The following is a 20237-nucleotide window of genomic DNA, read 5'->3' as shown; positions in this document are numbered from 1 at the left end:
CCGCACGGGTCCGGTATCCCGCTTGTGTATCACGCCGCCGCCGCGGGCGGCTAGGGCCGACGCTCCGCTGACGTCGTGCGAGTGCTTCGCGGAGCGGCGGGTACCTCGGGCGCAGCTGCCCGGCGCGAGGCCGGAGCGGCGGGGACAGAACGAAGTGAGGACCACCATGTACGTCAACGTCGTCGACCTGATCATGAACGACCACCGCGAGCTGGAGCGGATCTTCGAGCAGGTGCGGACCCAGCCCGACCAGCGGCCGACGCTCGTCCCGGTGATGATCACGCTCCTCACCGCGCACAGCCGCGCCGAGGAGGCGGAGGTCTACCCGGCAGCGCTCGAGGCCGGCATCGCGGACGACGTCGAGCACAGCCAGAAGGAGCACATCGAGGCCGACCAGCTGGCCGCCGACGTGGCCGCGAGCGACGTCGATGCGCCGGACTTCGACGAGAAGCTCCAGAAGCTCATCGACGCCGTGACCCACCACGTCGAGGAGGAGGAGTCGAAGGTCCTCCCCGGGATGCGCCAGGCGATGAGCGTCGAGCGGCTGGGCGAGCTCGGACGGTCGTTCGCCGCCAGCCGGCAGCAGCACCTGGGGGAGCGGCCCGCCGACGTCACCAAGGCCGAGCTGGAGCAGCAGGCGGCCAACGCGGGCATCTCCGGGGCGTCCTCGCAGAGCAAGGCGGACCTGTCCGCCACGCTCAAGGACGCGGCCGAGGACGAGTGAGCCGAGCGGTGTACTTCGACAGCAAGCCGTGCACCGTCTGCGGCTCCCGGGTCGAGCTGCGCCCTCGGGACGGCGGGCCGCGCGCCGGTGCCGTCCCGGGGGCGGGGGAGCACGAGCCCGATGCGACGGTGGACGAGCGCGTCTGCACGAACCCCGACTGCCCGGGGAGCTGAGTCGTGGCGGACGAGCACCTGAGTGAGGTCGTCGAGGAGATCGCCGCCGTCGCGGCGGAGCGCTCGCTCACCGTGGCGTGCGCGGAGTCCCTGACGGCGGGCGCCATCGCCAGTGCGTTGGCGCGCGGCGAGGACGCGGCGTCCTGGTTCGCCGGCGGCGTGGTGTCCTACCGCAGCGAGGTCAAGTTCCAGGTCCTGGGCGTCACCCCGGGACCTGTCGTCACGGCGTCCTGCGCCGAGGAGATGGCGACCGGGGTGAGCACGCTGCTCGGGGCCGACGCGGCCGTCGCGGTCACGGGCGTCGGCGGTCCCGGCCAGGAGGAGGGTCATCCGGCCGGGACCGTCTTCGTCGCCACCCGCCTCGGCGACCGCACCGAGGTCGCCCGCCACCGGTTCGACGGCGACCCGCCGGACGTCCTGGACCAGACCGTCCGGGCCGCGAGCACCCAGCTCCTCGCCCGGCTGCGCTCGGCGTCCGGCCGCTAGAGATCCGAGCCGGGACCACATGTTTCTCGCTCGACGTCGGATACGGGCCGCCCGGACGGGTACCCGCCCCCTATGAGAGCAGCCACGTGGCACGGCGTCCGGGACATCCGAGTCGAGGAGGTGCCGGACCCGACGATCGTCGAACCGACCGACGCCATCATCCGGGTCACGACCACCGGGCTGTGCGGCTCGGACCTGCACCTGTACGAACCACTCGCGCCCTTCATGACACCAGGCGACATCGTCGGCCACGAGCCGATGGGGATCGTCGAGGAGGTCGGCCCGGCGGTGACGAAGCTCGCCGTCGGCGACCGCGTGGTCGTGCCGTTCAACATCAGCTGCGGCGACTGCTGGATGTGCGGCCAGGGACTGCACAGCCAGTGCGAGACGACCCAGGTCCGCGAGTACGGCACGGGTGCGAGCCTGCTCGGCTACAGCAAGCTCTACGGCTCGCAGCCGGGCGGCCAGGCGCAGTACCTGCGCGTGCAGTTCGCGGACTTCCTGCCGATCAAGGTCCCGGAGGGCCCGCCGGACGAGCGCTTCGTCTACCTCTCCGACGTCCTCCCGACCGCCTACCAGGCCGTCCGGTACGCCGACGTCGCCGACGACGACGTGCTGCTGGTGATGGGCGCCGGCCCGATCGGCGACATGGCCGCGCGGATCGCCCTGCACGAGGGACGTCGCGTCGTCGTGGCGGACCGGGTGCCCGAGCGCCTGGCCCGGGTGCGGGCGCGCGGTGCCGAGACGATCGACATCGAGGCGGTCGACGACCTCGGCACCGAGATTCGGGACCGGACCGACGGCCGGGGCGCCGACGCCGTGATCGACGCCGTCGGGATGGAGGCGCACGGCAATCCCGTGGCGGAGAAGGTCATCAAGGCCGTCGGGCTCCTCCCCGACGCCGCCGCCCAGAAGCTCATGATGTCGGTCGGGATCGACCGCCTGGCCGCCCTGACCAGCTCGGTCGACGCCGTGCGGCGCGGCGGCACCGTGTCCGTCGTCGGCGTCTACGGCGGGGCGAAGAGCCCGCTGCCCCTCATGCAGATGTTCGACAAGCAGGTGCAGGTCCGCATGGGCCAGGCCAACGTCCGTCGCTGGACCGACGACCTCCTGCCCCTGGTGCTCGACGACACCGACCCTCTCGGCACCGAGGACTTCGCGACCCACCGGCTGCCGCTGGAGAAGGCCCCCGAGGCGTACGCGACGTTCCGGGCGAAGAAGGACGGGATGGTGAAGGTCGTCTTCACCCCCTGAGGCGGCGCTGCCGGACCGGCGCGGCCCCACAAATCGGGGACGAGCAACTGCCCGTTCGGGCGGTGTCGCGTCGGGGCAGACGGTGGCACCGTGGATGTCATGGACACCGCCGACGAATCCCGGAGGCTCTTCTGCCACTGGTGCGGGCGGGTGACCGAGCAGGTGGACAAGGGCCAGGACAAGGTCACCGTCAGCGGCGAGGAGCTCTCGTGGTGGAGCTGCACCGCGTGCGGCTTCGACAACCTGCGCTGACCCACGACGGCAAGAGCTTGCTGGGCGGCCCCGAACCGAGGGAGCCGCTCCAGAGGACCGGCCGGGGCCTGGCCGGACAACGAGGGGACGACGGCCGGCCTCCTCGAGCCAACCACGCCGGGTGAGCGGCGTGCATCCCCAAGGATGGGCGGATCGGCAGATTGACTTCCGCGCCGATCGGCGTAGCGTCGAGATCGCTGAGGATTTCTCGAGTCTCGTCACACAGGGCGTCACCATTCTTGGTTCGAACCGCTCTTTGAGACCTGGTGATCACACTTTGAAGTCCCTGCCCTCGCCTCTTTCCCTGCCGCCCGTACGCCGCCCGGCTCCGACCGGCGCACCCGATCAGCAGCCGACCCGGCAGCTCGAGTGCCTTCCGTGTGGCAGGGTCACGCCCCACGTCCGCGGTGAGACCACCCAGGTCGTCGAGGGCGCCGTCACGGTCCAGTGGTGGAAGTGCACCGTCTGCGACGAGGGCGAGGCCCTCTGAGCCGGGGACGGTTCGCCCAGCCCACGGACGGATCGTCCCCTCAGGACCGACCCTCGAGGACCTAGGGGGACGGGCTGGCCTGTAAGCCGGGGAGTGGCCCCGCGTGAACTGATGTCAACGGGTGTTCACGGATATGCCGCTTGACCTGGGCAAACGTTGTTGGGCGCGTTGGTTGTTCACGGACTCGAACAGAATTCTTGGGGACTGTGTGGGGACTGCGGCCCCATCTACATGTTTGGTCCGTCTCGCTCGTCGTACATCGGTTTGCGTTCGATCACCCAGTCGAGGAGGTCGTCCACGCCGATGAGGTACTTGCCGCCGGTCCAGCTCAACCCCCATGGGGGCTCTCCGTGGCTATAAGGCGGACTTGTGCGCTTGGCCGCGAGGTAGCCGTGGAAGATCTGGCCGAGCAGGAGTTGCTTCTCGACGTCGGCGAACTCCGCTGCCCGGTCAAGGGTGAGCGCGATCGCGGGAACGGGGCTGATCGGCCTGCTCATGCGTCGGGCAAGCTCTCGAACCAAGCGCGTAGAGCCGCCGGCGTGACGAGGTAGGTGCCGTTTGCCGAGGTCCGTTTGGACCTCAAGGTCCCGGCCTCGATGGCCTGCTTCAAGAGACTGGTCGAGACTCCACAGGCAGGAGCGGCCTCGGCCAGAGTCATCGAGATGCAGGGCACGGTCTCCAGCCGGTCCGCGAGGGTCGGGAACTCAACTGGTCGGCGGTGGTTGGCCATGCTCTAGACCAACTCCGATCCGCCGGCTCGCGCAAGGGGTTCGGACGCGGAATCTGCTAGGGCCGGCGCGTGGTGTGCTAGGTGTCGATGGTCCAGATGGGATCGAAGTCGGAGTGGTCCTTCCATCGCATGGCGCGTCGGCGGAAGTAGTCAACTGCCTCTGACCCGCTCCACGGGTTGGCGAGAACGTCGCGCCGCATGCTCGCGAACAGCTTCAACATTGATTGAGCGTTGCTCCGGCTGTCCCGTTCGTGTCCAGGAAGTGCGCCTGTCGCAATCTCCTTGGCTCGGGCAACGCAGAAGCGGTACACCTCGTCGAGCAGCTCCGGGTCGGCGATCGCCATCAGATTCGCCCGGTCTCGCGAGCCCACTTCTCGATGTCGGCCTTGAGCCAGACGGGGCCCATGGCGAGCGTGTCGTACACCGGCGGCAGGGCGCCGTCCTTGTAGAGCTGCTGGGCGCGCTGGCGGCTGACGCCGAGAAGGTCGGCGATCTCGGTCTGGCCCATGAGGTGATCCGGCATGAGGACGATTCTGCACTTTCTCCTTGACTCTGACAAGAGCGCGTGACTACTGTCCCCCTTGTCGGAGTCAAGGGCGCTGTGGATGGGGAAGTCCAGCAGGCCCGCCTTCCGATAAACAGATCGGCCCCGCGCGGTGCTGGCACACCGGGCAGGGCCTAGGAACCACGTCACGGAAGGACGTAGACCTTGTCCACATCATCCAACGGTCGGCGGCGCGGAAGCCAGCCGGTCGACATCGAGAACGCGCTGGTTGACCCGGAGCGGATCGACGGCCGCCATGGCCCGCGAGCTCGGAACCGCGCACTGTGCTGCGAGTGCGGAGCCGCCCGAGACGTCTCGGTCAACTATCGCCGCGAGATCCCGGCCGGCGTGAAGATTGACCCGCTCGCGAAGTCGGTGCGGTGGCTGCGCTGCTCGACCTGCTCTCGGAGCACGCTGCACGCGCTCATCCAGGACTCCTTGGCCGACGTCAATGCGAAGCGCGGCGGCTGCTGGATGGAGCGAGACAACCGCGAGCAGGACGAGGCGAAACGGCATGTTGGCCAGTTCGTGCAGTTGCTGCGCGAGAGGTACGGCGCTGAGGTGGACTGGGTCTGTGGCGAGGACGCCTCATTCCCGGTGTCGATCGCACTGGATGTGAACGGTCCGTTGAGGGTCCACAAGATCCGGATCGCGGACGACTATCCATCAACGCGCGTAGCCAAGGCGCTCGAACGGGCCGTCCACCACATCGTCCGCAAGACGAAGTTCGAACGAGCCATGGACTACGGCCTCTGCGGCTGCACCAAGGCTGCGGACTGCAAGTGGTGCGAGGAGCGACGATGAGCACGCTCCCGCCGGTCCTGGCCGTTCGCCCGGACGACCGCCCCGAGATCGTCTGCCCGAGCTGGTGCTCGATGACCTACGAGCACCACCTCGGCGAGCTGGGCGAGTTGGAGGGGTTCGTGATCCACCACTCGCATCCGATCGGCGGCGTGTCCCACTCGAGCCACACCTACCCGGACAACACCCTGCACGACGAGCCTCGCATCTATATGGAGGCGCAACCGGGGATCACGGTCGCCGAGGGGCGGGAACTGGCGCGGTCGCTGCTTGCTGTCATCGAGGAGGCGTCGCGATGAGTTCACGGATGCGCGTCACGCCGTGCCCCTCGTGGTGCGACAGGTCCCACGAGGGCGTAGCCGTTGAGGGCGACCTGATCCACACCACGACCGAGTACGTCTTCGACGGTCTCTCGCCGGGCGAGGAGGTCGCCTTCCTTCTGGCCGAGCAGAGTTCCGACTACGAGGGCCTCGCGGTGGTGTCGGTCAACGGCGTGAAGTTCAACCTGTCGGACGCCCGACGTGTCGCCATCCAGATCCTGGAGCTGGCCGAGATCGCGGAGAGCCGGTGACCGCCCCGGCTGAGTGCCCTGCCGCGTGGTGCGTGCAGGAGAGTGCCGAGGAGTGCGGGGGTGACCACCGGTCGTCTCCCGGCTGGGGCGACTGGCCGGACGTCGAGGCGACGGCCTACCGGCCCAACGGCCGGGAGTACGTCGCCGTGGGGCCGACCTGCGGCGAGATCGACGGCCTGGCACCGCGGTCCTCGTGATGTTCAGCCGGGTGTCGGCCGAGAACGTCGCCGAGATGGAGGAGACGTTCGAGCTGACGCCGGACGAGGCTGTGAAGGTCGCACGGCTCCTGCTCGCGGCGGCGGAAGTAGCGAACGCGACCACGGCATAGAGCGGTTCTTGGGCTGGCGCGGCTCTGGCTTCAATCGCTGGAGCCGCGCCTGGCGCTAGCGGAATCGTCGGCGACGTCGGTATGGCGACCTCGCAGTCGGAGACGCGGCGAATCTGTGCGGCGTGGCGGGCAGCCGGGCGCGCTCCTTGCGTGCGGCCAACACCTTGACCGGATCTGCGCCGGCCTGCCGAAGCTCGAGGAACTCGTCGATCGACCGCATCGAGACGCGACGCGCACCACCCTTTGGGCCGAAGTACCGGGTCTCGAGGAGGTGGGCGAGATAGATCATGCGCGAATAGGGCACATCCAACAGCTCGCCCGCACGGGCGACGGTCACGTAGAGGGGTTTCGCAAGCGGCTCCTCCCAGCGGTGTTCCTTCACCATCCCCGGACCGGTTCTGTCGGAAGGTCGTTGACCCAAGCCAGCAGGGAGTTGTACACGATGCGGTAGTGCTTTGTCCCTTCGCCGATGAACACGCGGTCAATGTCGCCGTCGCGGACGGCGTCATAGATCAATGCGGTGCTTACGCTCAGGACCCAGGCGGCCTCTTTGACTGATACCAGCACGCGGTCGTCCCATGGGTGCGCGGCTTCTTGGCCGTCCTGTCCTCGTGAGACGGCCTTGCGTCGAGGGCTGTCGATCTGAAAGATCTGCTCGACTGGTTGTGGCTCGCGACAGCGTCGCGTTGACGAGGCAGATTGCGGTGGTTGCGGGTCCTGCCTGACGGCAGGCTCGGCCCGCTTCGGCTTAGGGCCGAACCGATGGCCCGGCGGGTAGGACCCATGTTCCAGGTAGTAGCGCCCATCGTCAGTGATCGAAGCGCTCCACCTCGGGCCACGTCCCTTGATCGCGGCGAGACCTCTGTTGGCGAGCGCGTTCCCGCTGAGGACATGGGAGTAGTCGCCTGCCGGCCAGCGGCCGTCAGGACACCCATCCGCAATCCATTTGAGTACCTCGACCTGGCGTGGGTTGACCCGAGAATCCACGAGCTGAACGCTACTGGAACGCCCCCAGTGCGGCCCAAGCTCTCGGTCGATCGGGCTTCGGCGCCCCAGTGCCACAGAGGCGCTGGCGTTCGACCCGCTGCTCGTGAAGCGGCTCCGGCGACTGCGGTCTGACCGGCAGCGGCAGAGGTCAGCGAGGCGGGTGGGATTCGTTGACTGAGGTGGCCTAGTGGCTTCCCAGATCGATCGAGATGATCTGGACGACCCGGTGCTTGTCTTCGCCGGGCGCCGTGACGTACTCGGCGTTGAACCTGTAGTCGACCCGGGCGCCGCCGGTGACTTCGTAGTGATAGACCCTCGACATGCCATCGGAGGTCGCGGCGTACTGCTTGCCCTTCATCGGGGTGACTGTGCCTAGACGCGGCGGCTGGTTCGGCTGAGTGGTCAAGTGCTCCCACAGCTCGTTGGCGTTGCTTTCACCGCATCGCTCCATGATCCGCTTCCACTGCTCAAGATGCTTGTGGTGGACAAGCACGCGCCAGATCGGTTCGGCCGGAGCTTTGCCGACTCCCGGGTAGCGCGCGGACAGATAGGGGCGGTAGGCGCCTGGCTGTGGGTCGTCTTCAGTCGTGGGGGGCATCTAGCGGCGCCTCGGTGACCTCGACCCAGTCCTCGGCGGAGACTTGGCCGCTAAGGATCTCTCGGGCCACAGGGTCGCTCAGCGTGCGGGCGCTTCTGCGCCAGGCATCGAGAACGCTCTCTATGCCCTCTGCGTCGCCTCCGGAGGCCGCCCGCGTGATTGCGTCATTCACCTCGGACTGAAAGTCGATGATGTCGTCGTCCTCGAACACCTCGATGAAGGCCCAGGGGCCGAAGTCTTGAGGTCGTCGTTCCTCACGGGGCCGGCGCAGGGCGGCGTCGAGGAGGAGGTAGGCAAGCGCGTGGTCTCGAATCGAGCTGAGGTGCTCGAGCCGGGCCTCGCGAAGCAGCACGAGGGAGTCCCCAGCCGTGGTGCGCAGGCGCGCGAACCCCTGGCGGCCCTCCTCGATGAACTCGCGCCGGGCGCTGGTGCTTAGGTCCGACGCCATGTAGATCCGCTCGGCGGTGCGTGGCACTGTCCTCGCCCCCTCAGTGTTGGTTCGTGTAAGATCTTCCCCTAGAACTTACATGTAACGCCCAACGTTGGGAATGAGATTCCCGTTACGCGCATCGTTGCGAACGCCGTTACGTATCCGGCGCCGTTACGGTCATTACGCGGGCGAAGTAGTGCGCGACCTGGTCCGGCACCGTTCGTCCCTGGGCGTGAGCTTGCGCATGCAGGATCAGTTCGACCTCGCCGAGAAGGACCTTGACTAGGTCGCTGCAGTGTTCGTCGTCGAACCACGCAACGAGCTCGTTAAGCAGTAGCCCGAGCATCTGGACCACGGCGGCCATGTCGCCCAGCTGCAGGGTCCGCTGGATGCCCCACGGCGGACTCCCGCGGCGTATGAAGGTGTTCGCGATCAGGCACGTCTGGGCGGCCTGCATCGCCTGTACAACTGTGGCGTCCACCTCGCCCTCGGCGTCGGAGACCTCGAACTCAAGGCTTGCGAGAGCGTGTACGACGTCTGAAACGCTGAGCTCCTTGACGTCAGCAAGCAGTTCGCAGACGCCCCCGAGCCGGGTAAGGATGTAGAAGAAGCGGTCCTCGGCGATGGCCTCATCGACGTCCAACGTGGTGTTGGCGGTGATGAAACCGGCGGCGCTCGCGGTCAGAAGGTTGCCATGGCGCTGAACCGCCTCGGCAATGAGCTGATCGCGGGTCGCCATGTCCTTGAGGACCACCTGGCAGGTGATGATCTGCTGCAGGGCTAGGCGTGCGGCGTGAACGTCTTGTGGCACGAGCGCTGCAGGCATGAGGACAAGTTACTTGGAGTTAGTGCCAATCTTGAGCCATTGCGACTGGTGGGGCGAAGCCGTTGCGGTCTACCGCTACCGCCTAGCGCTCGACCCGCACGCCGAGCAGCACGTGCCCCTCGGGTACGGCGGCCTTGACCTGCTCCATGCCCTGGTCGTAGTCGTGGTCTTTGCGCCGGTTGGCGGTGGATCCGCCCGACGCCAGTATGGACGGGTGCCAAACGGTCCGCGGCTCGCTGCGGCTAGGGCTTGAGTGCGGCGCTCAGTGCGGTGAGCGTGTCCTCGACTAGCCGGTAGAACGCCCACCGCCCCCGCTGCTCGCGGACCACGAGGCCGGCGTCGACGAGCTGTTTCATGTGATGCGAGACGGTCGGCTGAGAGAGTCCCACCGGCTCGGTGAGGTCGCAGATGCACGCCTCGCGGTCAGGCTGCGCCGCTATCAGGGAGAGCAGCCGGACTCGGGCCGGGTCGCCCAGTGCCTTGAACATTCGGGCCAGCCGACTGGCCTCGCCCGCGTCGAGCTCTCCTCCGGTGACGGTCGAGCAGCACGCGGCAGCGGCGTCGAGCACGGGAAGGGCGGCGCTGGTGGGCATGCGGCCATCCTGCCAGATGTATTGACAACGGTCGATACATAGAAGAAGGTCGATGCATCGAAGTTCGCCGATACGACACGAAGGAGCGCTCGAGATGATCTCGGCCAACAGTGCCCAGAGCCCCGACCAGATGCGCGAGGAGGTCCGCTTCCGCTACGCGCAAGCCGCGGCCGCCGTCACCCAGGGAACCAACAACGCTGAGCTGAACGACGCACTCCAGGTCGTCGACGACAGCTGCGAAACCTCGGTTTGCTGCAGCGGCGAAGGGACGGTCGATGAGTCCTTCGGAGCCGTGCTGTACGGCAGCGAGGACCAGGACGCGCTGCCGGCCGAGGCAGTCGCTGCCAGCCTCGGGTGTGGCAACCCGACCGCGGTCGCCGCTCTTCGGGCCGGGGAACGGGTCCTCGATCTCGGATCGGGCGGTGGGATCGACGTCCTTCTCTCCGCGCGCCGCGTCGGAGAGACCGGCTTCGCCTACGGCGTCGACATGACCGACGAGATGCTCGACCTGGCCCGTGCCAACGCAGCCAAGGCAGGTGCGACCAACGTGGAGTTCCTCAAGGGCACGATCGAGGACGTCCCGCTGCCCGACGGCTCGGTTGACGTGGTCATCTCCAACTGCGTCATCAACCTGTCGGTCGACAAGCCGCAGGTCATCGCCGAGATGTATCGCGTCCTGACCCCCGGTGGCCGCATCGGGATCTCCGATGTCGTCGCTGAGGACCACCTCAGCGCCGAGGACCGCGCTGAGCGCGGCTCGTATGTCGGCTGCATCGCCGGCGCGCTCTCTCAGGCCGAGTACCTCGACGGCCTGGTCTCCGCGGGGTTCGTCGACGCCGAGGTCGAGTTCACCCACGAGGCTGTCCCGGGCATGCACGGCGCGATCATCCGCGCGACCAAGCCGGCGTCCCAGGACTCCGCATGAGCACGACGCCACCCCCACCTGCCTCCGCGACGGCGAGGGCGGGCTCCAGCGCGCCGGTCGGCCGGCGCCTGTCGACCCTCGACCGATACCTGCCGGCCTGGATCGGACTGGCGATGCTCGTCGGCCTGCTGGCCGGCCGGTGGGTACCCGGAATCGCAGAGGCGCTCGACGCCGTCAAGGTCGGGTCGATCTCGCTGCCGATCGCGCTGGGGCTGCTCGTGATGATGTACCCGGTCCTGGCCAAGGTCCGCTACGACGAGATCGGCCACGTCGCCCGAGACACCCGGATGCTGGTGCTCTCGCTGGTGCTCAACTGGCTGGTCGGACCCGCCCTGATGTTCGCTCTCGCGTGGACGTTCCTCCCCGATCTGCCCGAGTACCGCACCGGACTCATCATCGTCGGCCTGGCCCGCTGCATCGCGATGGTCATCATCTGGAACGACCTGGCCTGCGGCGACCGCGAGGCCGCCGCGGTCCTGGTAGCGGTCAACTCCGTCTTCCAGGTTCTGGCCTTCGCCCTGCTCGGCTGGTTCTACCTCGACCTGCTGCCCGGCTGGCTCGGGCTGTCCAGCACGGGCCTCGACGTCTCGCCCTGGGAGATCGCCGGCAGCGTCCTCGTGTTCCTCGGCATCCCCCTCGCGGCCGGCTACCTCACCCGCCGAGTCGGCGAGGCCCGCCGCGGCCGCGACTGGTACGAGCAGCGCCTCCTGCCTCGCCTGGGGCCATGGGCGCTGTACGGACTGCTGTTCACCATCGTTGTGCTGTTCGCTCTCCAGGGCGACACGATCACCGGCCAACCACTCGACGTCGCCCGCATCGCCGTACCGCTGGTCATCTACTTCGCGCTGATGTGGGCCGGGTCCCTCTTCCTCGCGCACCGAGTGGGTCTCGGCTATGCACGCGCCACCACCGTGGCGTTCACCGCGGCGGGCAACAACTTCGAGCTGGCCATCGCGGTGGCCATCGGAGTCTTCGGCGTCACGAGCGGTCAGGCGCTGGCCGGCGTCGTCGGCCCTCTCATTGAAGTGCCCGTACTTGTCGGCCTGGTCTACGTCACCCTCTGGACGCGCCGCTACTTCACCGAAGCCCAGACAGGAGCCGTGCCGTGAGCACCACCCCAGAGCGCGTCCCGCAGGTGGTCTTCGCCTGCGTCCGCAACGGCGGCCGATCCGTCATTGCCCGCCTGCTCGCCGAGCACTATGCGCAGGGCCGCGTCACGGCCCTGTCAGCCGGGACCCAGCCCGGCGACCACATCCACGCAGAAGTCGCCAACGTCCTAGGACAACTGGGCCTCGACACCTCTCATGAGCACCCCAAGCACCTGACCACGGAGATGATCGCCACCAGCGACCTAGCGATCACCCTGGGCTGCGGCGAGGAATGCCCTTACGTCCCCGGCGTCACGTACCGGGACTGGCCCGTCGACGACCCCGCCGGCCAAGACGACACCACCGTGCGCCGCATCATCGCCGACCTCGACACCCGCGTCCGCCAGCTGCTCCTCGAGCTCGCACCCGAGCTCAAGCTCCCGCCAAGTGTCGTCGGCGCTGCGTGACAAGGTCCGCAGAAGTAGGGCCGCGCTGGGGAGCGGCCGGAGTCGCCTACGTTCACATGCCTCGCCTCCCCGGTGTTGGCGTCCACAGCGTGTAGGCCGGTGCCGGTTCCAACCAACTGATTGATCCAGTAGGAAAAGACCGCGAGCAGTGAGTGCGAGCGCTCGGAGGGGGTAGCGTGTAGCTAATCCCTCCTCCCAAACAGAGGCGCGGCGGGATAAGCGCCTCACTCGTACTGCAGTGCGAGCGAGGCGCTGCCGACAGGTGCTCGCGACCCGGTACGTGCGCCCGGCGGGCAGGGAGAGGGCGCAGGTGTGCCGCGATCGTGTGGGTAGCGATGGAGCAACCGAACGCCGGCCGTCGCGTCGGCTGCGTAGTCCGCCGGACGTTAGGGCTGCTCGGTAGTGACCTTTCGTTCCGCCGCTGGACGGCCCCGAGTTGAGGGAGCGGCTCCAGGGAATCGGTTAGGGGCCGAGCCGGACGTCGAGGGGACGTCGCCGGCCAACTCGACTGCACCATCTGCGAGCGGTCGCGTGCATCCCCAATCGGTGGCAGGGCGCGGTCGGTTCTACCTCGGCCCTCGTCCTCTACCGCCATTGGTGCGAGCGAGCCACCGACCACGTCGACCGGGTTGACGAGAGCGTCTCCGGAGATGGCGTTGCGCGCGCCAAGCAGGCGGCGTGCACCGAGTGCGGAGCGGAGAACCTGCTCTACCCCCGTCGTAAGAAGCCGTGACGCAAAACGGCGACCGGACCCAGTGAGTCCGGCCGCCGTGCTGTGACATCTGGACGTGCGCCTGATATCCAGCGAAACCGAAGACCAAGAACGAAGAGATGCGGTCCGGCGAACCGGACCCGAGGTGGCGAGAGGTGCGTGACTGCCCGCTGCTCCTACAACTCTTTGACCGTACCACCGACCTGTGTTCGGTGCAGTCGAGGCGATGCGGCCGCACATTGCGGGGGTACCGTTGAAGGAACCTGAAGCACCACGCGGATCGCCGCGTTGGCAGACAGGTGGTTCGGAGCAGATCATGACAGCGCCAAAGACCGCGCCAGGTCTGAAGGAAGTTGGGGCCGAAGGACTGTGGGAGCAGCGCCGAGGGCGTGCGCTGCTGGGCGCCTGCCAAGCCGAGCTCGTATCGGCGCGCGCCCTGCTCCTAGAAGCTCGTCACAGAGGCGGGCAGGTAGACGTGGAGCCGTTTCGGGACGATCTCGTCGCTGCGCTGGAGCAATACGCGGCAACGATCGAGCTGTCGGGAGCGCCCATGCCGCAACAGGTGCGAGCCGAGCTCCGGCTCTACCGCAGTCTCGGACGTCGTCGCTGACCGTGACCGGGGTAGTGTTGAAAGCAATCAAGCCGCTGGATCTGGCCGAGCTCGGCCTCCAGGGCGGCACTGGAAGGTAGGCGTCTCATGACGTCGTCCCAGCAGGTTTCTTCACGTCCTGATCGGGTTCCTCTGCGAATCCGCATCGACGGCATCGCATCAGACAGTCCCCTCGACGGTGCCTGGTGGCCGCAGTCCAGCGACCTCCAGACCGAGTGTGCGGATCTCGTTAACCATCTACCTGAGCAGCACGGGCGGGTCGCGAGGATGTTGTTCTCCCGTCCTGACTGGGATGGCCAGCTGCCTTGGCCTCGCTCGATCAGCGTCGCACGTGGTCGGGTGAAGATCGGGTCCTTCCCTGGCGATGACACGCACCTGATGACGTTGGTGCTCAGCTCGCGGGCGCGGCTGCGCCTGCTGGTCATCCCGAGAGACACCAAGCGGGGCGTCGCGTTGACCTTGATGAGCCAGGCGGCCGATAGCCGGAATCGTCGCTCTGCCTCCGACCTTCTCGCGAAGGTGGCCGCTCCGGCCGACAACGCCGGCCGGCCACGCTGAAACCCGCGGACCCGTGGAGACCTCAGGTCGCTGGCGGTCGCAGACGAACAACGAGAGGCCCGTGCCATGTCCGATGACGAGATCCGACGCGCAGCCGATGCAGCACACCACCTCTTGCGGGAGATGGCGAGCCGAGGCGAAGCGCTGGAGACCGAGTCGATCGTCAACGGCACCCTCGCCTTCGACATCGCTCAGGAGATCGTCGCTCTCCGCGTGGATGTCACAAACCTTGCGCTCCTCGTCAGCGTTCTGCTCGATCGGTCCTACCCGCCCGAGTGACGGGGCGCAGTTCGGCCCGCGGCACCTGCCCGGTTTGATCCTTGCCTGGCGCCGGAACAAGCACGGCGAGTGGGAGGCGTTCGTGACCTGGGACAACCAGGGCACCACGGACGGCCAGATCCAGACCGGCTGGGTGCCGGCCGAGCGGTTGAAGCCGGTCAGTGACGGGGTGCCGCGGCTGGGGACGGCCCACGACCCGCCGTGCACCTGAATGCCGAAAGCTCACCGCCTATGGGGGGATCGATCGGCCGCGCGGCCTGTTGCTTTGGACACCCGGTCTGCGGTGCCCGGTGATCCGGCTGTGCGGTCAGGGCGGGCTCGACCGGCGCCGGCTGAACTAAGTCCACTGGTCCAGTAGGGAAAGGCCGCGAGCAAGGGTGGTCTCCGCAGCCTCCGGCCGCGCGAGGTGCCCTGGCGGCCGGCCTACTCGGTACGCGACCCCGGTCCGTGCCCAAGAAGGAGGTCTTGTCGGGGCCGACACGGAGAGCGATCATGTCGCCATGGACACGACAGCCCTACTTGTGTTGTTCTGTCACGTCTGCGAGCAGCCCACGGAGCACCTCGACCTCGGCGAGAAGACACAGGTCGCAGGTGGAGCCGTAGCGATCGACTGGTGGACCTGCAAGGAGTGCGGAGCCGAGAACCTGTCCTGAGCCCGCGGCGACCCCGGCCGGTACAACTGGAGCCCACCTCCCCGACCAGGGCCTTGCCGACACATCGCAGGAAGCGCGTCGACTGATTCAGCGCTACCCCCTGACCCTGGGGGCATCCGGGCTCGGGCGGACCTTTCGGCACCGTCGAGCGCGCCACGCGTTTGCTGGACGCCCGAAAAGGCGCCTCACTGCTCGGGCAGGCGCCATGCCACCCTGTGGGCTGCTCCCACTGCCGAGATCTGGGAGTTGACCTCGAGCTTGCTCAAGATGGATTTGATCTGGCTGCGGACCGTGGCCTCGACTACAACGTGGGCACGAGCGATAGTTCGGACATCCTGACCGGACATCAGTGACCCGAGTACCTGCATCTCGCGCCGCGTGAGCCGACCAAGTCGGACGTGTATCGCGCGCGCCTCGCGCCGCTCGGCTCGAGCCGCGGCCATCAGCGCTCCGCGGCGCTGAGGTCCCATCAGGGGCAGCCCGTCGCGGACTCTCCGCGTGACAGTGACGAGTTCCTCGAGCGAACAAGACCTGGGCAACACGTCCTTCGCGCCCTGCTGGATCGCGGCACCCCACAGGTGCTCCTCGGCCCCGTTGGCCAAGATCACGACGACCGCGCCTGCGGCCGTCAACGGCGCAACGAAGTCCGTGTCGAGGCACCCGGGCACCGTCCCCAGTAGAACGAGGCGCCCCCCGCACTGCAGCCCTGCTGCCAACACTGTCGCCATCGAAGCCTCAGGCCGCCTCGGCTCCACCTTCGCGACCATGTATCCCGCACCCTCGAGGACCAGGGCCAGAGCGTCGACCAACAGCGTGTGCTCATCGATGATCGTGATTCGCATCGGGCACGCGCCCGAAAGGGGCTCAGATTGCAGCTTCTCCGCCATGGCGGCCTCCGTAGCTGTGCTGACGAAGACTCGCGAGGGGCCGCACGGGTCAATGACTCTCCTGTGTAACACCTCGCGACGTCATGCGCCAGGGAATGCAGCTCGCCTGCAATGACCAAACCAAAGGGCCGCCCGCCCCCGAGGTGGGGACGGGCGGCGGTCGGCCTGCGGTAGCGAGGTCAGCGGAGTGCGCGGTAGACGAGCTGGTAGGCGGCGAGCGCGATCAGGTGCGCGACGAACGGGGGCATGCTTCCTCCTCTCTCGGGGGCGGTTGGGACTGGTTCCACCCCCAAGTTGAGGTCTCCCGGGTGAGCATTCAAGCCCTGACGTGCGTCCGGTGTTGAGCGGATCGCGTGCGACCGGGCCAGGCGGTCGCTACGGTCGCCGTCATGACGGTGAGGATCGTGTCGGTCGTCGGGATCGGCGTGGCGGGCTGGGTGCTGCTGGCGGCCTACGGGCTCGGGGCGTTCGCCCTCGCGGCCGTAGTGGCGGTGCTGGCCGGGCTCGCGGTCGCGTTCACGCCCAGTCGGGCCTAGGTCCGACGAGGCCCAGCCTTGCGGTTGGCCCGCTCGGCGAGCAGGGAGGCCCTCCGGTCTCGCTCGTCGAGGCGCTTCACGAACGCCTCCCACTGGCCGTCCGGGGAGGTCCCCGCGTTGAGCCCGGCGACGGCGAAGGCGGCTGCCACCTCGGCGCCCCAGAGGGTCAGCTCGAGGTCACCGATGATGCCCTTGGCGCGCAGGTAGACCACGACGGGCGTGCCGAGGACGTTGGCGAGGTAGAGGGCGACGCGGACGCGGAACGGGACGTTGATCTTCATCATGAGCTCCTAGGGCCAGAGGGTGAGATAGGTGGCTGGGTGGTCGCCGCCCACGTCGCGGTGCGTGAGCCCGGCGGCTGGAAGCCACGCTCGAAGCGCGAAGCCGTCGATGCCGTCCATGAAGATCCGGCGGGCGGGCATGGCGTCGGCGATCGCGGGGCGGCGGCGGTTCCAGTCGGCACCGATGTCGAAGACCGCGAGGGTGCGGACCACGCGCATCCAGACCGACCACCACGGGGACCAGTTCCGCTTCGGGGGCGCGTGGCCGGCGGCGACCTTGTGGCGCCAGCGCCAGTGGGTGCCGGGGTCGACCTTGAGGACCGCGACCACGACATAGCGGTCGTTCATCTGCTTGGCGCGGCGGCCGTGGAGCCAGGCGGTGACGCCGAGTCGGAGGTGCCAGCGCTTCACGTAGCCGCGGGAGCGGCGGATCGCGACAGCGCATCCGGCCTTGGCCCAGGTCGAGGTGTCCTGGGCGACGTCCCAGCCCGGGCCTAGCACCTCGGCGACGTCGATGTTGGCGACCTCGCACATGGTTAGGACGTCGGCGTGCTCGGCGGCGGCGAGGACGATCCCCTTGGTCTTCTCGGCCGAGGCGGTGGCGCCCTGGCCGTTGACCTGGCCCCGGCGCAGGGGGCGGGGGCGGGAGAGGCCGCGAAGCCGGCGGCGGCGGAGCCAGCGGCGACGGTCGCGACTCACGAGAGGATGACCGCGCGCTGGGAGGGGTTGGCGGCGAGGATGCGCCGGCCGCGGGGCGTCTTCATCAGGCGCCGGGCCTCGCGCTCACAGACGGTGATGTTCTGGACGATCTCGAAGTGCATCTCGTCCTTGCGGCCGTGGTAGTCGCCGCCCCAGCGGATGACGCCGCGCATCTTGCGTAGCTTCGCGTGCAGGGCATCGACGGCAGTCCGGCGGCGGAAGATGCCGGTGCGGACCTTGCCGAGCGGGTGGGCCATGGCGTTGAGGTCCATCGCGGTGGCGCTGTAGTGGTTCGACGGGGTGATCGCGTTGCGGATGGCCCGGACGGCGTGGCCCCAGTCGTCAAGGACCCGACCGAAGACGGGCTCGATCTTCTCGGCGTACCAGAGCGCGAGGTAGGCGAGCAGGAACCCGGCGGACCCGTTGCGCAGGCGCAGGGTGAAGGTGCCAGTGCGCGCGGGGATGACCCACGTGTGGAGGCGCTGGTCGCCGTACTCGAGGAGGGGCCAACGGTTCTGGGAGGTGGTCATGACGGCGGCTCCTGGATCTCCGGGGCGGTTGGATCGGCCTGCTTGGCGATGGCCTCGACGCCGCGCCACATGGCGACCTGCTCGGCCTTGTTTGCGACGCGCTCGATGGTCTGGTCCTCGAGCTGCTTGAGACGCGACTCGTGCCCGTCCACGCGCTGCTCGAGCCGCTGCTGGTGGACCTGCTGGTCGACGAGCTTGGTGACGGTGACGGTCAGGAGCTCCATCTGCTGCTCCTGGTGCGCCATCCGGGCGCCGACGCCGGGCAGCGCGGGGTGGATCTCCTCGCCCGTGATGGAGTCGCGGATCGCATCGCGGCCGAGCAGTGCGTCGATCGCTGCCCTCCCGGTCGCGCGCGCCTTCTTGAGCCGCGGGTGGACCCAGCGCAGGTAACTGAGCAGGGCGCCGAGCAGCGCGAGCAGCCCGAGGACGAGGCCGACGATGTCGTTGGTGCGGTCGAGCATCAGGCGGCTCCGAGGTAGGCGACGGACAGGTTGTTCATGTAGGTCTGGGAGACGTCGAGGCCGTAGTTCACGCCGGGGTTGCCGATGAGGCTGATGACTTGGCCGGCGGTGAGCTTGACGTTTGCGGAGACGCTCTGGCTGGTGATGTTGGCGGCGTCCTGGGCCCAGGCGTAGGCGCTGTCGGTGACGACCGTGGTGAAGGTGCCGGGGGTGTTGCCGATGCCGATGAACGCGAGGCGTCGGGCCGAGGAGACCGAGGAGGCCCAGGTGATGTTGGCGTTGACCTGGTACCAGCCGCCGATGGGCACGGTGATCGTCCCCGCCTCGAGCTTCGCGCCGCCCGAGACGTCGGTGCCGTTGCGGATCGTGTCCATGGTGACGATCGTGGAGACGCCGGCAGTGAGGGTCTGGCCGCTGACCTTGTAGACGCTGATCGCGGGGATGGGGTTGCCGGGTCCGGCGGCGTTGGCGCGGGTGATCGCAGACGTGGCGAGTTCGGCCACGGAGTCGAGGGCGGACTGCTCGTCTTGCGCGGCCAGGCCCTTGGGGTTGGCCTGCAGGGCGCCGTCTGCCCAGTCGAACTCGACGTCGCCGAGGACGATGCTGGTGTTGCGTGAGAGGCCGCGGGGGTCGGGCACTGAGCGCAGGGCCATGCCCTGGCCGGCGCGGACGAAGGCGAGGTCGGCTTCGCGCCCGCCGAGGTTGGTGACCTGCCCGGCGGAGAGCTTGAGGCCGTTGGTCCACCCGGAGCGGCCGGCGTTGGCCTCGGCCCACAGCCCGGTCGCGATCGCGACAGCCTCGGCGGGGAGCAGCGGGCCGCGGTCGAAGATCTCCTTGGGCTTCTCGACGGGCCGGGTCGGGGAGACGGCCGGATAGGAGGCGGTGTCTCGGCGTCCGGTCGTCTTGTTGGTGTAGCGGACGAAGACGACGTCGACCCGCTCTGTGCCGGAGGCACCGAGGACCCCGGAGCCGGGGGTGACGAGCCAGCTGATCGCCGACTCGACGGCGGGGATGATGATGAGCCGCCGGCGTGAGTCGACGTGCCAGGCCTGGCCGTTCTTGGTGGCCCAGGCGTCGAGGACGGACCGGACGGTGGTGAGACCGGATCCGGGCTCGCCGACCTCGGTGTTGCCGAAGTCCCCGATGCGCTTCCAGGACAGGGCGCCGCGGGTGATCGCGGCGTCGATGACCTCGTTGGGCTTGGTGGAGGCGTTGCCCAGGGCGTCGAGCGCCATCGCGTTCTCGGCGTCGCGGGAGGCCCCGACGGCGCCGATGGTGCCGGCGTCCCAGTCCGGCTCGACCAGAGTGCCGGCCCACAGGCACGCCGGACCACGCATCAGCTCGACAGGCGCCTTGTCGCGCAGAGCGGGGTGGCGCCAGTCGTTCTTGAAGATGATCCGGACGGAGAGGTCGACGTCGCCGTTGAGGTCGCCAGAGTGCTTGAGGCCGTCCCAGCGCACGATGCCGGACAGGCAGTAGCCGCCGACCCGCAGCTCGGGCCGGAAGCGGTTACGGGCCATGTCAGGCGGCCTCGTCGATGACGGCGTCGAGGTAGCGCGGGTAGAACCAGAGCTCGGACTGGGCCTTGAGGGAGGTCGAGGTGACGGCGAAGATCTGGAGTGGCCCGGGGTCGGTGTAGTGCTGGTCGGCGGCGCCGAAGTCGGCGCCGATGGTCTTGTAGTCGATGCACACGGGGTTGGTCCCGAACGCGCCGGTGCCGCCGTAGATGCTGGGGAGTTTGCCCAGCTCGGCGGGTCGGATCTC

32 protein-coding genes and 1 pseudogene are annotated in these 20237 nt (G+C 68.4%); 17 read left to right on the top strand and 16 right to left on the bottom strand.

From position 1 onward, the window contains the following. Positions 1–154 precede the first annotated feature (154 nt). From BM223_RS24320 to BM223_RS29345, 5 genes are all read left to right on the top strand, one after another. Positions 155–724 (top strand): hemerythrin domain-containing protein, encoded by a 570-nt coding sequence (locus BM223_RS24320; protein ID WP_038679884.1) that lies wholly within the window; start codon positions 155–157, stop codon positions 722–724. Beyond that, the gene (locus tag BM223_RS29350; protein WP_158510211.1) at positions 721–897 is read left to right on the top strand and encodes a hypothetical protein; all 177 of its coding nucleotides are present in this window, start codon (positions 721–723) and stop codon (positions 895–897) included. Before BM223_RS24320 ends, BM223_RS29350 begins: the two co-directional genes overlap by 4 nt. Positions 898–900: 3 nt before the next feature. Next, on the top strand, positions 901–1383 hold the full coding sequence (locus BM223_RS24315) for a CinA family protein (RefSeq protein ID WP_038679882.1): 483 nt from the start codon (positions 901–903) through the stop codon (positions 1381–1383). 72 nt (positions 1384–1455) lie between these two features. Next, positions 1456–2637, top strand: coding sequence for an alcohol dehydrogenase catalytic domain-containing protein (locus BM223_RS24310; protein WP_038679880.1), 1182 nt, complete (start codon positions 1456–1458; stop codon positions 2635–2637). A gap of 99 nt (positions 2638–2736) precedes the next feature. Further along, positions 2737–2889, top strand: coding sequence for a hypothetical protein (locus BM223_RS29345; protein ID WP_158510210.1), 153 nt, complete (start codon positions 2737–2739; stop codon positions 2887–2889). Between the two features lie 717 nt (positions 2890–3606). Here BM223_RS29345 and BM223_RS24300 read toward each other — a convergent pair. The 3 genes from BM223_RS24300 to BM223_RS24285 form a co-directional block, all read right to left on the bottom strand. Then, a complete protein-coding gene (locus BM223_RS24300; protein ID WP_038679875.1) occupies positions 3607–3876 on the bottom strand; it encodes a hypothetical protein in 270 nt (89 codons plus the stop codon). 310 nt (positions 3877–4186) lie between these two features. Next, on the bottom strand, positions 4187–4453 hold the full coding sequence (locus BM223_RS24290) for a hypothetical protein (RefSeq protein ID WP_038679870.1): 267 nt from the start codon (positions 4451–4453) through the stop codon (positions 4187–4189). Next, positions 4453–4632 carry a helix-turn-helix transcriptional regulator gene (locus tag BM223_RS24285; protein ID WP_038679868.1) on the bottom strand — a complete coding sequence of 60 codons (180 nt, stop codon included), beginning with the start codon at positions 4630–4632 and terminating at the stop codon, positions 4453–4455. The genes BM223_RS24290 and BM223_RS24285 overlap by 1 nt, the downstream gene beginning before the upstream one ends. Before the next feature lie 186 nt (positions 4633–4818). On the opposite strand from BM223_RS24285, the gene BM223_RS24280 reads away from it, so the two are divergent. From BM223_RS24280 to BM223_RS28690, 4 genes are read left to right on the top strand one after another with little or no spacing between them, the layout of a single operon-like run. Beyond that, a complete protein-coding gene (locus BM223_RS24280) occupies positions 4819–5457 on the top strand; it encodes a hypothetical protein (protein ID WP_141267719.1) in 639 nt (212 codons plus the stop codon). Further along, complete coding sequence (locus BM223_RS24275) at positions 5454–5753, top strand: hypothetical protein (RefSeq protein WP_038679863.1); 300 nt, start codon at positions 5454–5456, stop codon at positions 5751–5753. Before BM223_RS24280 ends, BM223_RS24275 begins: the two co-directional genes overlap by 4 nt. Continuing rightward, positions 5750–6025, top strand: a complete 276-nt coding sequence (locus BM223_RS24270; RefSeq protein ID WP_141267717.1) for a hypothetical protein — start codon at positions 5750–5752, stop codon at positions 6023–6025. The genes BM223_RS24275 and BM223_RS24270 overlap by 4 nt, the downstream gene beginning before the upstream one ends. Beyond that, positions 6022–6222 (top strand): hypothetical protein, encoded by a 201-nt coding sequence (locus BM223_RS28690; protein WP_141267715.1) that lies wholly within the window; start codon positions 6022–6024, stop codon positions 6220–6222. Before BM223_RS24270 ends, BM223_RS28690 begins: the two co-directional genes overlap by 4 nt. Before the next feature lie 186 nt (positions 6223–6408). On the opposite strand, the gene BM223_RS24265 is transcribed toward BM223_RS28690, so the two are convergent. Beyond that, on the bottom strand, positions 6409–6738 hold the full coding sequence (locus BM223_RS24265; protein WP_038679860.1) for a hypothetical protein: 330 nt from the start codon (positions 6736–6738) through the stop codon (positions 6409–6411). Further along, positions 6732–7340 carry a helix-turn-helix domain-containing protein gene (locus tag BM223_RS24260; protein ID WP_038679858.1) on the bottom strand — a complete coding sequence of 203 codons (609 nt, stop codon included), beginning with the start codon at positions 7338–7340 and terminating at the stop codon, positions 6732–6734. The genes BM223_RS24265 and BM223_RS24260 overlap by 7 nt, the downstream gene beginning before the upstream one ends. Before the next feature lie 76 nt (positions 7341–7416). On the opposite strand from BM223_RS24260, the pseudogene BM223_RS29945 reads away from it, so the two are divergent. Further along, a pseudogene (locus BM223_RS29945) lies at positions 7417–7518 on the top strand (DUF3263 domain-containing protein); the annotation flags it as partial. Positions 7519–7524: 6 nt separating this feature from the next. Here the strand turns inward: BM223_RS29945 and BM223_RS24250 are convergent. The 4 genes from BM223_RS24250 to BM223_RS24235 all read right to left on the bottom strand — a co-directional run bounded on the left by BM223_RS24250 (position 7525) and on the right by BM223_RS24235 (position 9787). Beyond that, complete coding sequence (locus BM223_RS24250) at positions 7525–7938, bottom strand: hypothetical protein (protein WP_141267713.1); 414 nt, start codon at positions 7936–7938, stop codon at positions 7525–7527. Next, on the bottom strand, positions 7922–8413 hold the full coding sequence (locus tag BM223_RS24245) for a hypothetical protein (protein WP_038679854.1): 492 nt from the start codon (positions 8411–8413) through the stop codon (positions 7922–7924). Before BM223_RS24245 ends, BM223_RS24250 begins: the two co-directional genes overlap by 17 nt. 109 nt (positions 8414–8522) lie before the next feature. Then, positions 8523–9194: a hypothetical protein gene (locus tag BM223_RS24240; protein WP_038679852.1), complete on the bottom strand. Its 672-nt coding sequence runs from the start codon at positions 9192–9194 to the stop codon at positions 8523–8525. A gap of 242 nt (positions 9195–9436) precedes the next feature. Next, the gene (locus BM223_RS24235; protein WP_038679850.1) at positions 9437–9787 is read right to left on the bottom strand and encodes an ArsR/SmtB family transcription factor; all 351 of its coding nucleotides are present in this window, start codon (positions 9785–9787) and stop codon (positions 9437–9439) included. Positions 9788–9917: 130 nt separating this feature from the next. Here BM223_RS24235 and arsM point away from each other — a divergent pair, with 130 nt between their 5' ends. The 6 genes from arsM to BM223_RS30155 all read left to right on the top strand — a co-directional run bounded on the left by arsM (position 9918) and on the right by BM223_RS30155 (position 14637). Next, positions 9918–10712 carry an arsenite methyltransferase gene (gene arsM, locus BM223_RS24230; RefSeq protein WP_235318934.1) on the top strand — a complete coding sequence of 265 codons (795 nt, stop codon included), beginning with the start codon at positions 9918–9920 and terminating at the stop codon, positions 10710–10712. Next, positions 10709–11821, top strand: coding sequence for an ACR3 family arsenite efflux transporter (gene arsB / locus BM223_RS24225; RefSeq protein WP_038679846.1), 1113 nt, complete (start codon positions 10709–10711; stop codon positions 11819–11821). The genes arsM and arsB overlap by 4 nt, the downstream gene beginning before the upstream one ends. Beyond that, complete coding sequence (locus BM223_RS24220) at positions 11818–12267, top strand: arsenate-mycothiol transferase ArsC (RefSeq protein WP_038679844.1); 450 nt, start codon at positions 11818–11820, stop codon at positions 12265–12267. The genes arsB and BM223_RS24220 overlap by 4 nt, the downstream gene beginning before the upstream one ends. A gap of 1409 nt (positions 12268–13676) precedes the next feature. Continuing rightward, the gene (locus tag BM223_RS28680; RefSeq protein ID WP_141267711.1) at positions 13677–14147 is read left to right on the top strand and encodes a DUF5994 family protein; all 471 of its coding nucleotides are present in this window, start codon (positions 13677–13679) and stop codon (positions 14145–14147) included. A gap of 66 nt (positions 14148–14213) precedes the next feature. Further along, positions 14214–14426, top strand: coding sequence for a hypothetical protein (locus BM223_RS24210; protein WP_038679840.1), 213 nt, complete (start codon positions 14214–14216; stop codon positions 14424–14426). 82 nt (positions 14427–14508) lie between these two features. Then, positions 14509–14637, top strand: a complete 129-nt coding sequence (locus BM223_RS30155; protein ID WP_255319206.1) for a hypothetical protein — start codon at positions 14509–14511, stop codon at positions 14635–14637. Positions 14638–15264: 627 nt separating this feature from the next. On the opposite strand, the gene BM223_RS24205 is transcribed toward BM223_RS30155, so the two are convergent. Beyond that, on the bottom strand, positions 15265–15966 hold the full coding sequence (locus tag BM223_RS24205) for a helix-turn-helix transcriptional regulator (RefSeq protein WP_038679838.1): 702 nt from the start codon (positions 15964–15966) through the stop codon (positions 15265–15267). A gap of 389 nt (positions 15967–16355) precedes the next feature. Between BM223_RS24205 and BM223_RS29340 the strand changes: the two genes are divergently transcribed. Further along, positions 16356–16502 carry a hypothetical protein gene (locus tag BM223_RS29340; RefSeq protein WP_158510209.1) on the top strand — a complete coding sequence of 49 codons (147 nt, stop codon included), beginning with the start codon at positions 16356–16358 and terminating at the stop codon, positions 16500–16502. Here the strand turns inward: BM223_RS29340 and BM223_RS24195 are convergent. From BM223_RS24195 to BM223_RS29335, 6 genes are all read right to left on the bottom strand, one after another. Then, complete coding sequence (locus BM223_RS24195) at positions 16499–16783, bottom strand: hypothetical protein (RefSeq protein WP_141267709.1); 285 nt, start codon at positions 16781–16783, stop codon at positions 16499–16501. The two genes, BM223_RS29340 and BM223_RS24195, sit on opposite strands and share 4 nt — an antisense overlap. A 9-nt stretch (positions 16784–16792) precedes the next feature. After that, a complete protein-coding gene (locus BM223_RS24190; RefSeq protein ID WP_038679835.1) occupies positions 16793–17482 on the bottom strand; it encodes a hypothetical protein in 690 nt (229 codons plus the stop codon). Continuing rightward, on the bottom strand, positions 17479–18012 hold the full coding sequence (locus BM223_RS24185) for a M15 family metallopeptidase (RefSeq protein ID WP_052138133.1): 534 nt from the start codon (positions 18010–18012) through the stop codon (positions 17479–17481). Before BM223_RS24185 ends, BM223_RS24190 begins: the two co-directional genes overlap by 4 nt. Continuing rightward, positions 18009–18473, bottom strand: a complete 465-nt coding sequence (locus tag BM223_RS24180; RefSeq protein WP_038679834.1) for a hypothetical protein — start codon at positions 18471–18473, stop codon at positions 18009–18011. Before BM223_RS24180 ends, BM223_RS24185 begins: the two co-directional genes overlap by 4 nt. Next, entirely contained in the window at positions 18473–19993 is a 1521-nt protein-coding gene (locus tag BM223_RS24175; protein ID WP_038679833.1) for a hypothetical protein, read from the bottom strand. The genes BM223_RS24180 and BM223_RS24175 overlap by 1 nt, the downstream gene beginning before the upstream one ends. Position 19994: 1 nt before the next feature. After that, on the bottom strand, positions 19995–20237 hold a 243-nt coding region (locus BM223_RS29335), incomplete at its 5' end, for a hypothetical protein (RefSeq protein ID WP_177235808.1).

It is taken from the genome of Pimelobacter simplex (assembly GCF_900114845.1).
Taxonomy (GTDB): domain Bacteria; phylum Actinomycetota; class Actinomycetes; order Propionibacteriales; family Nocardioidaceae; genus Nocardioides; species Nocardioides simplex.
Note: the sequence above shows the minus strand (reverse complement) of the source record. Positions and strands in the feature narration are given on the sequence as shown.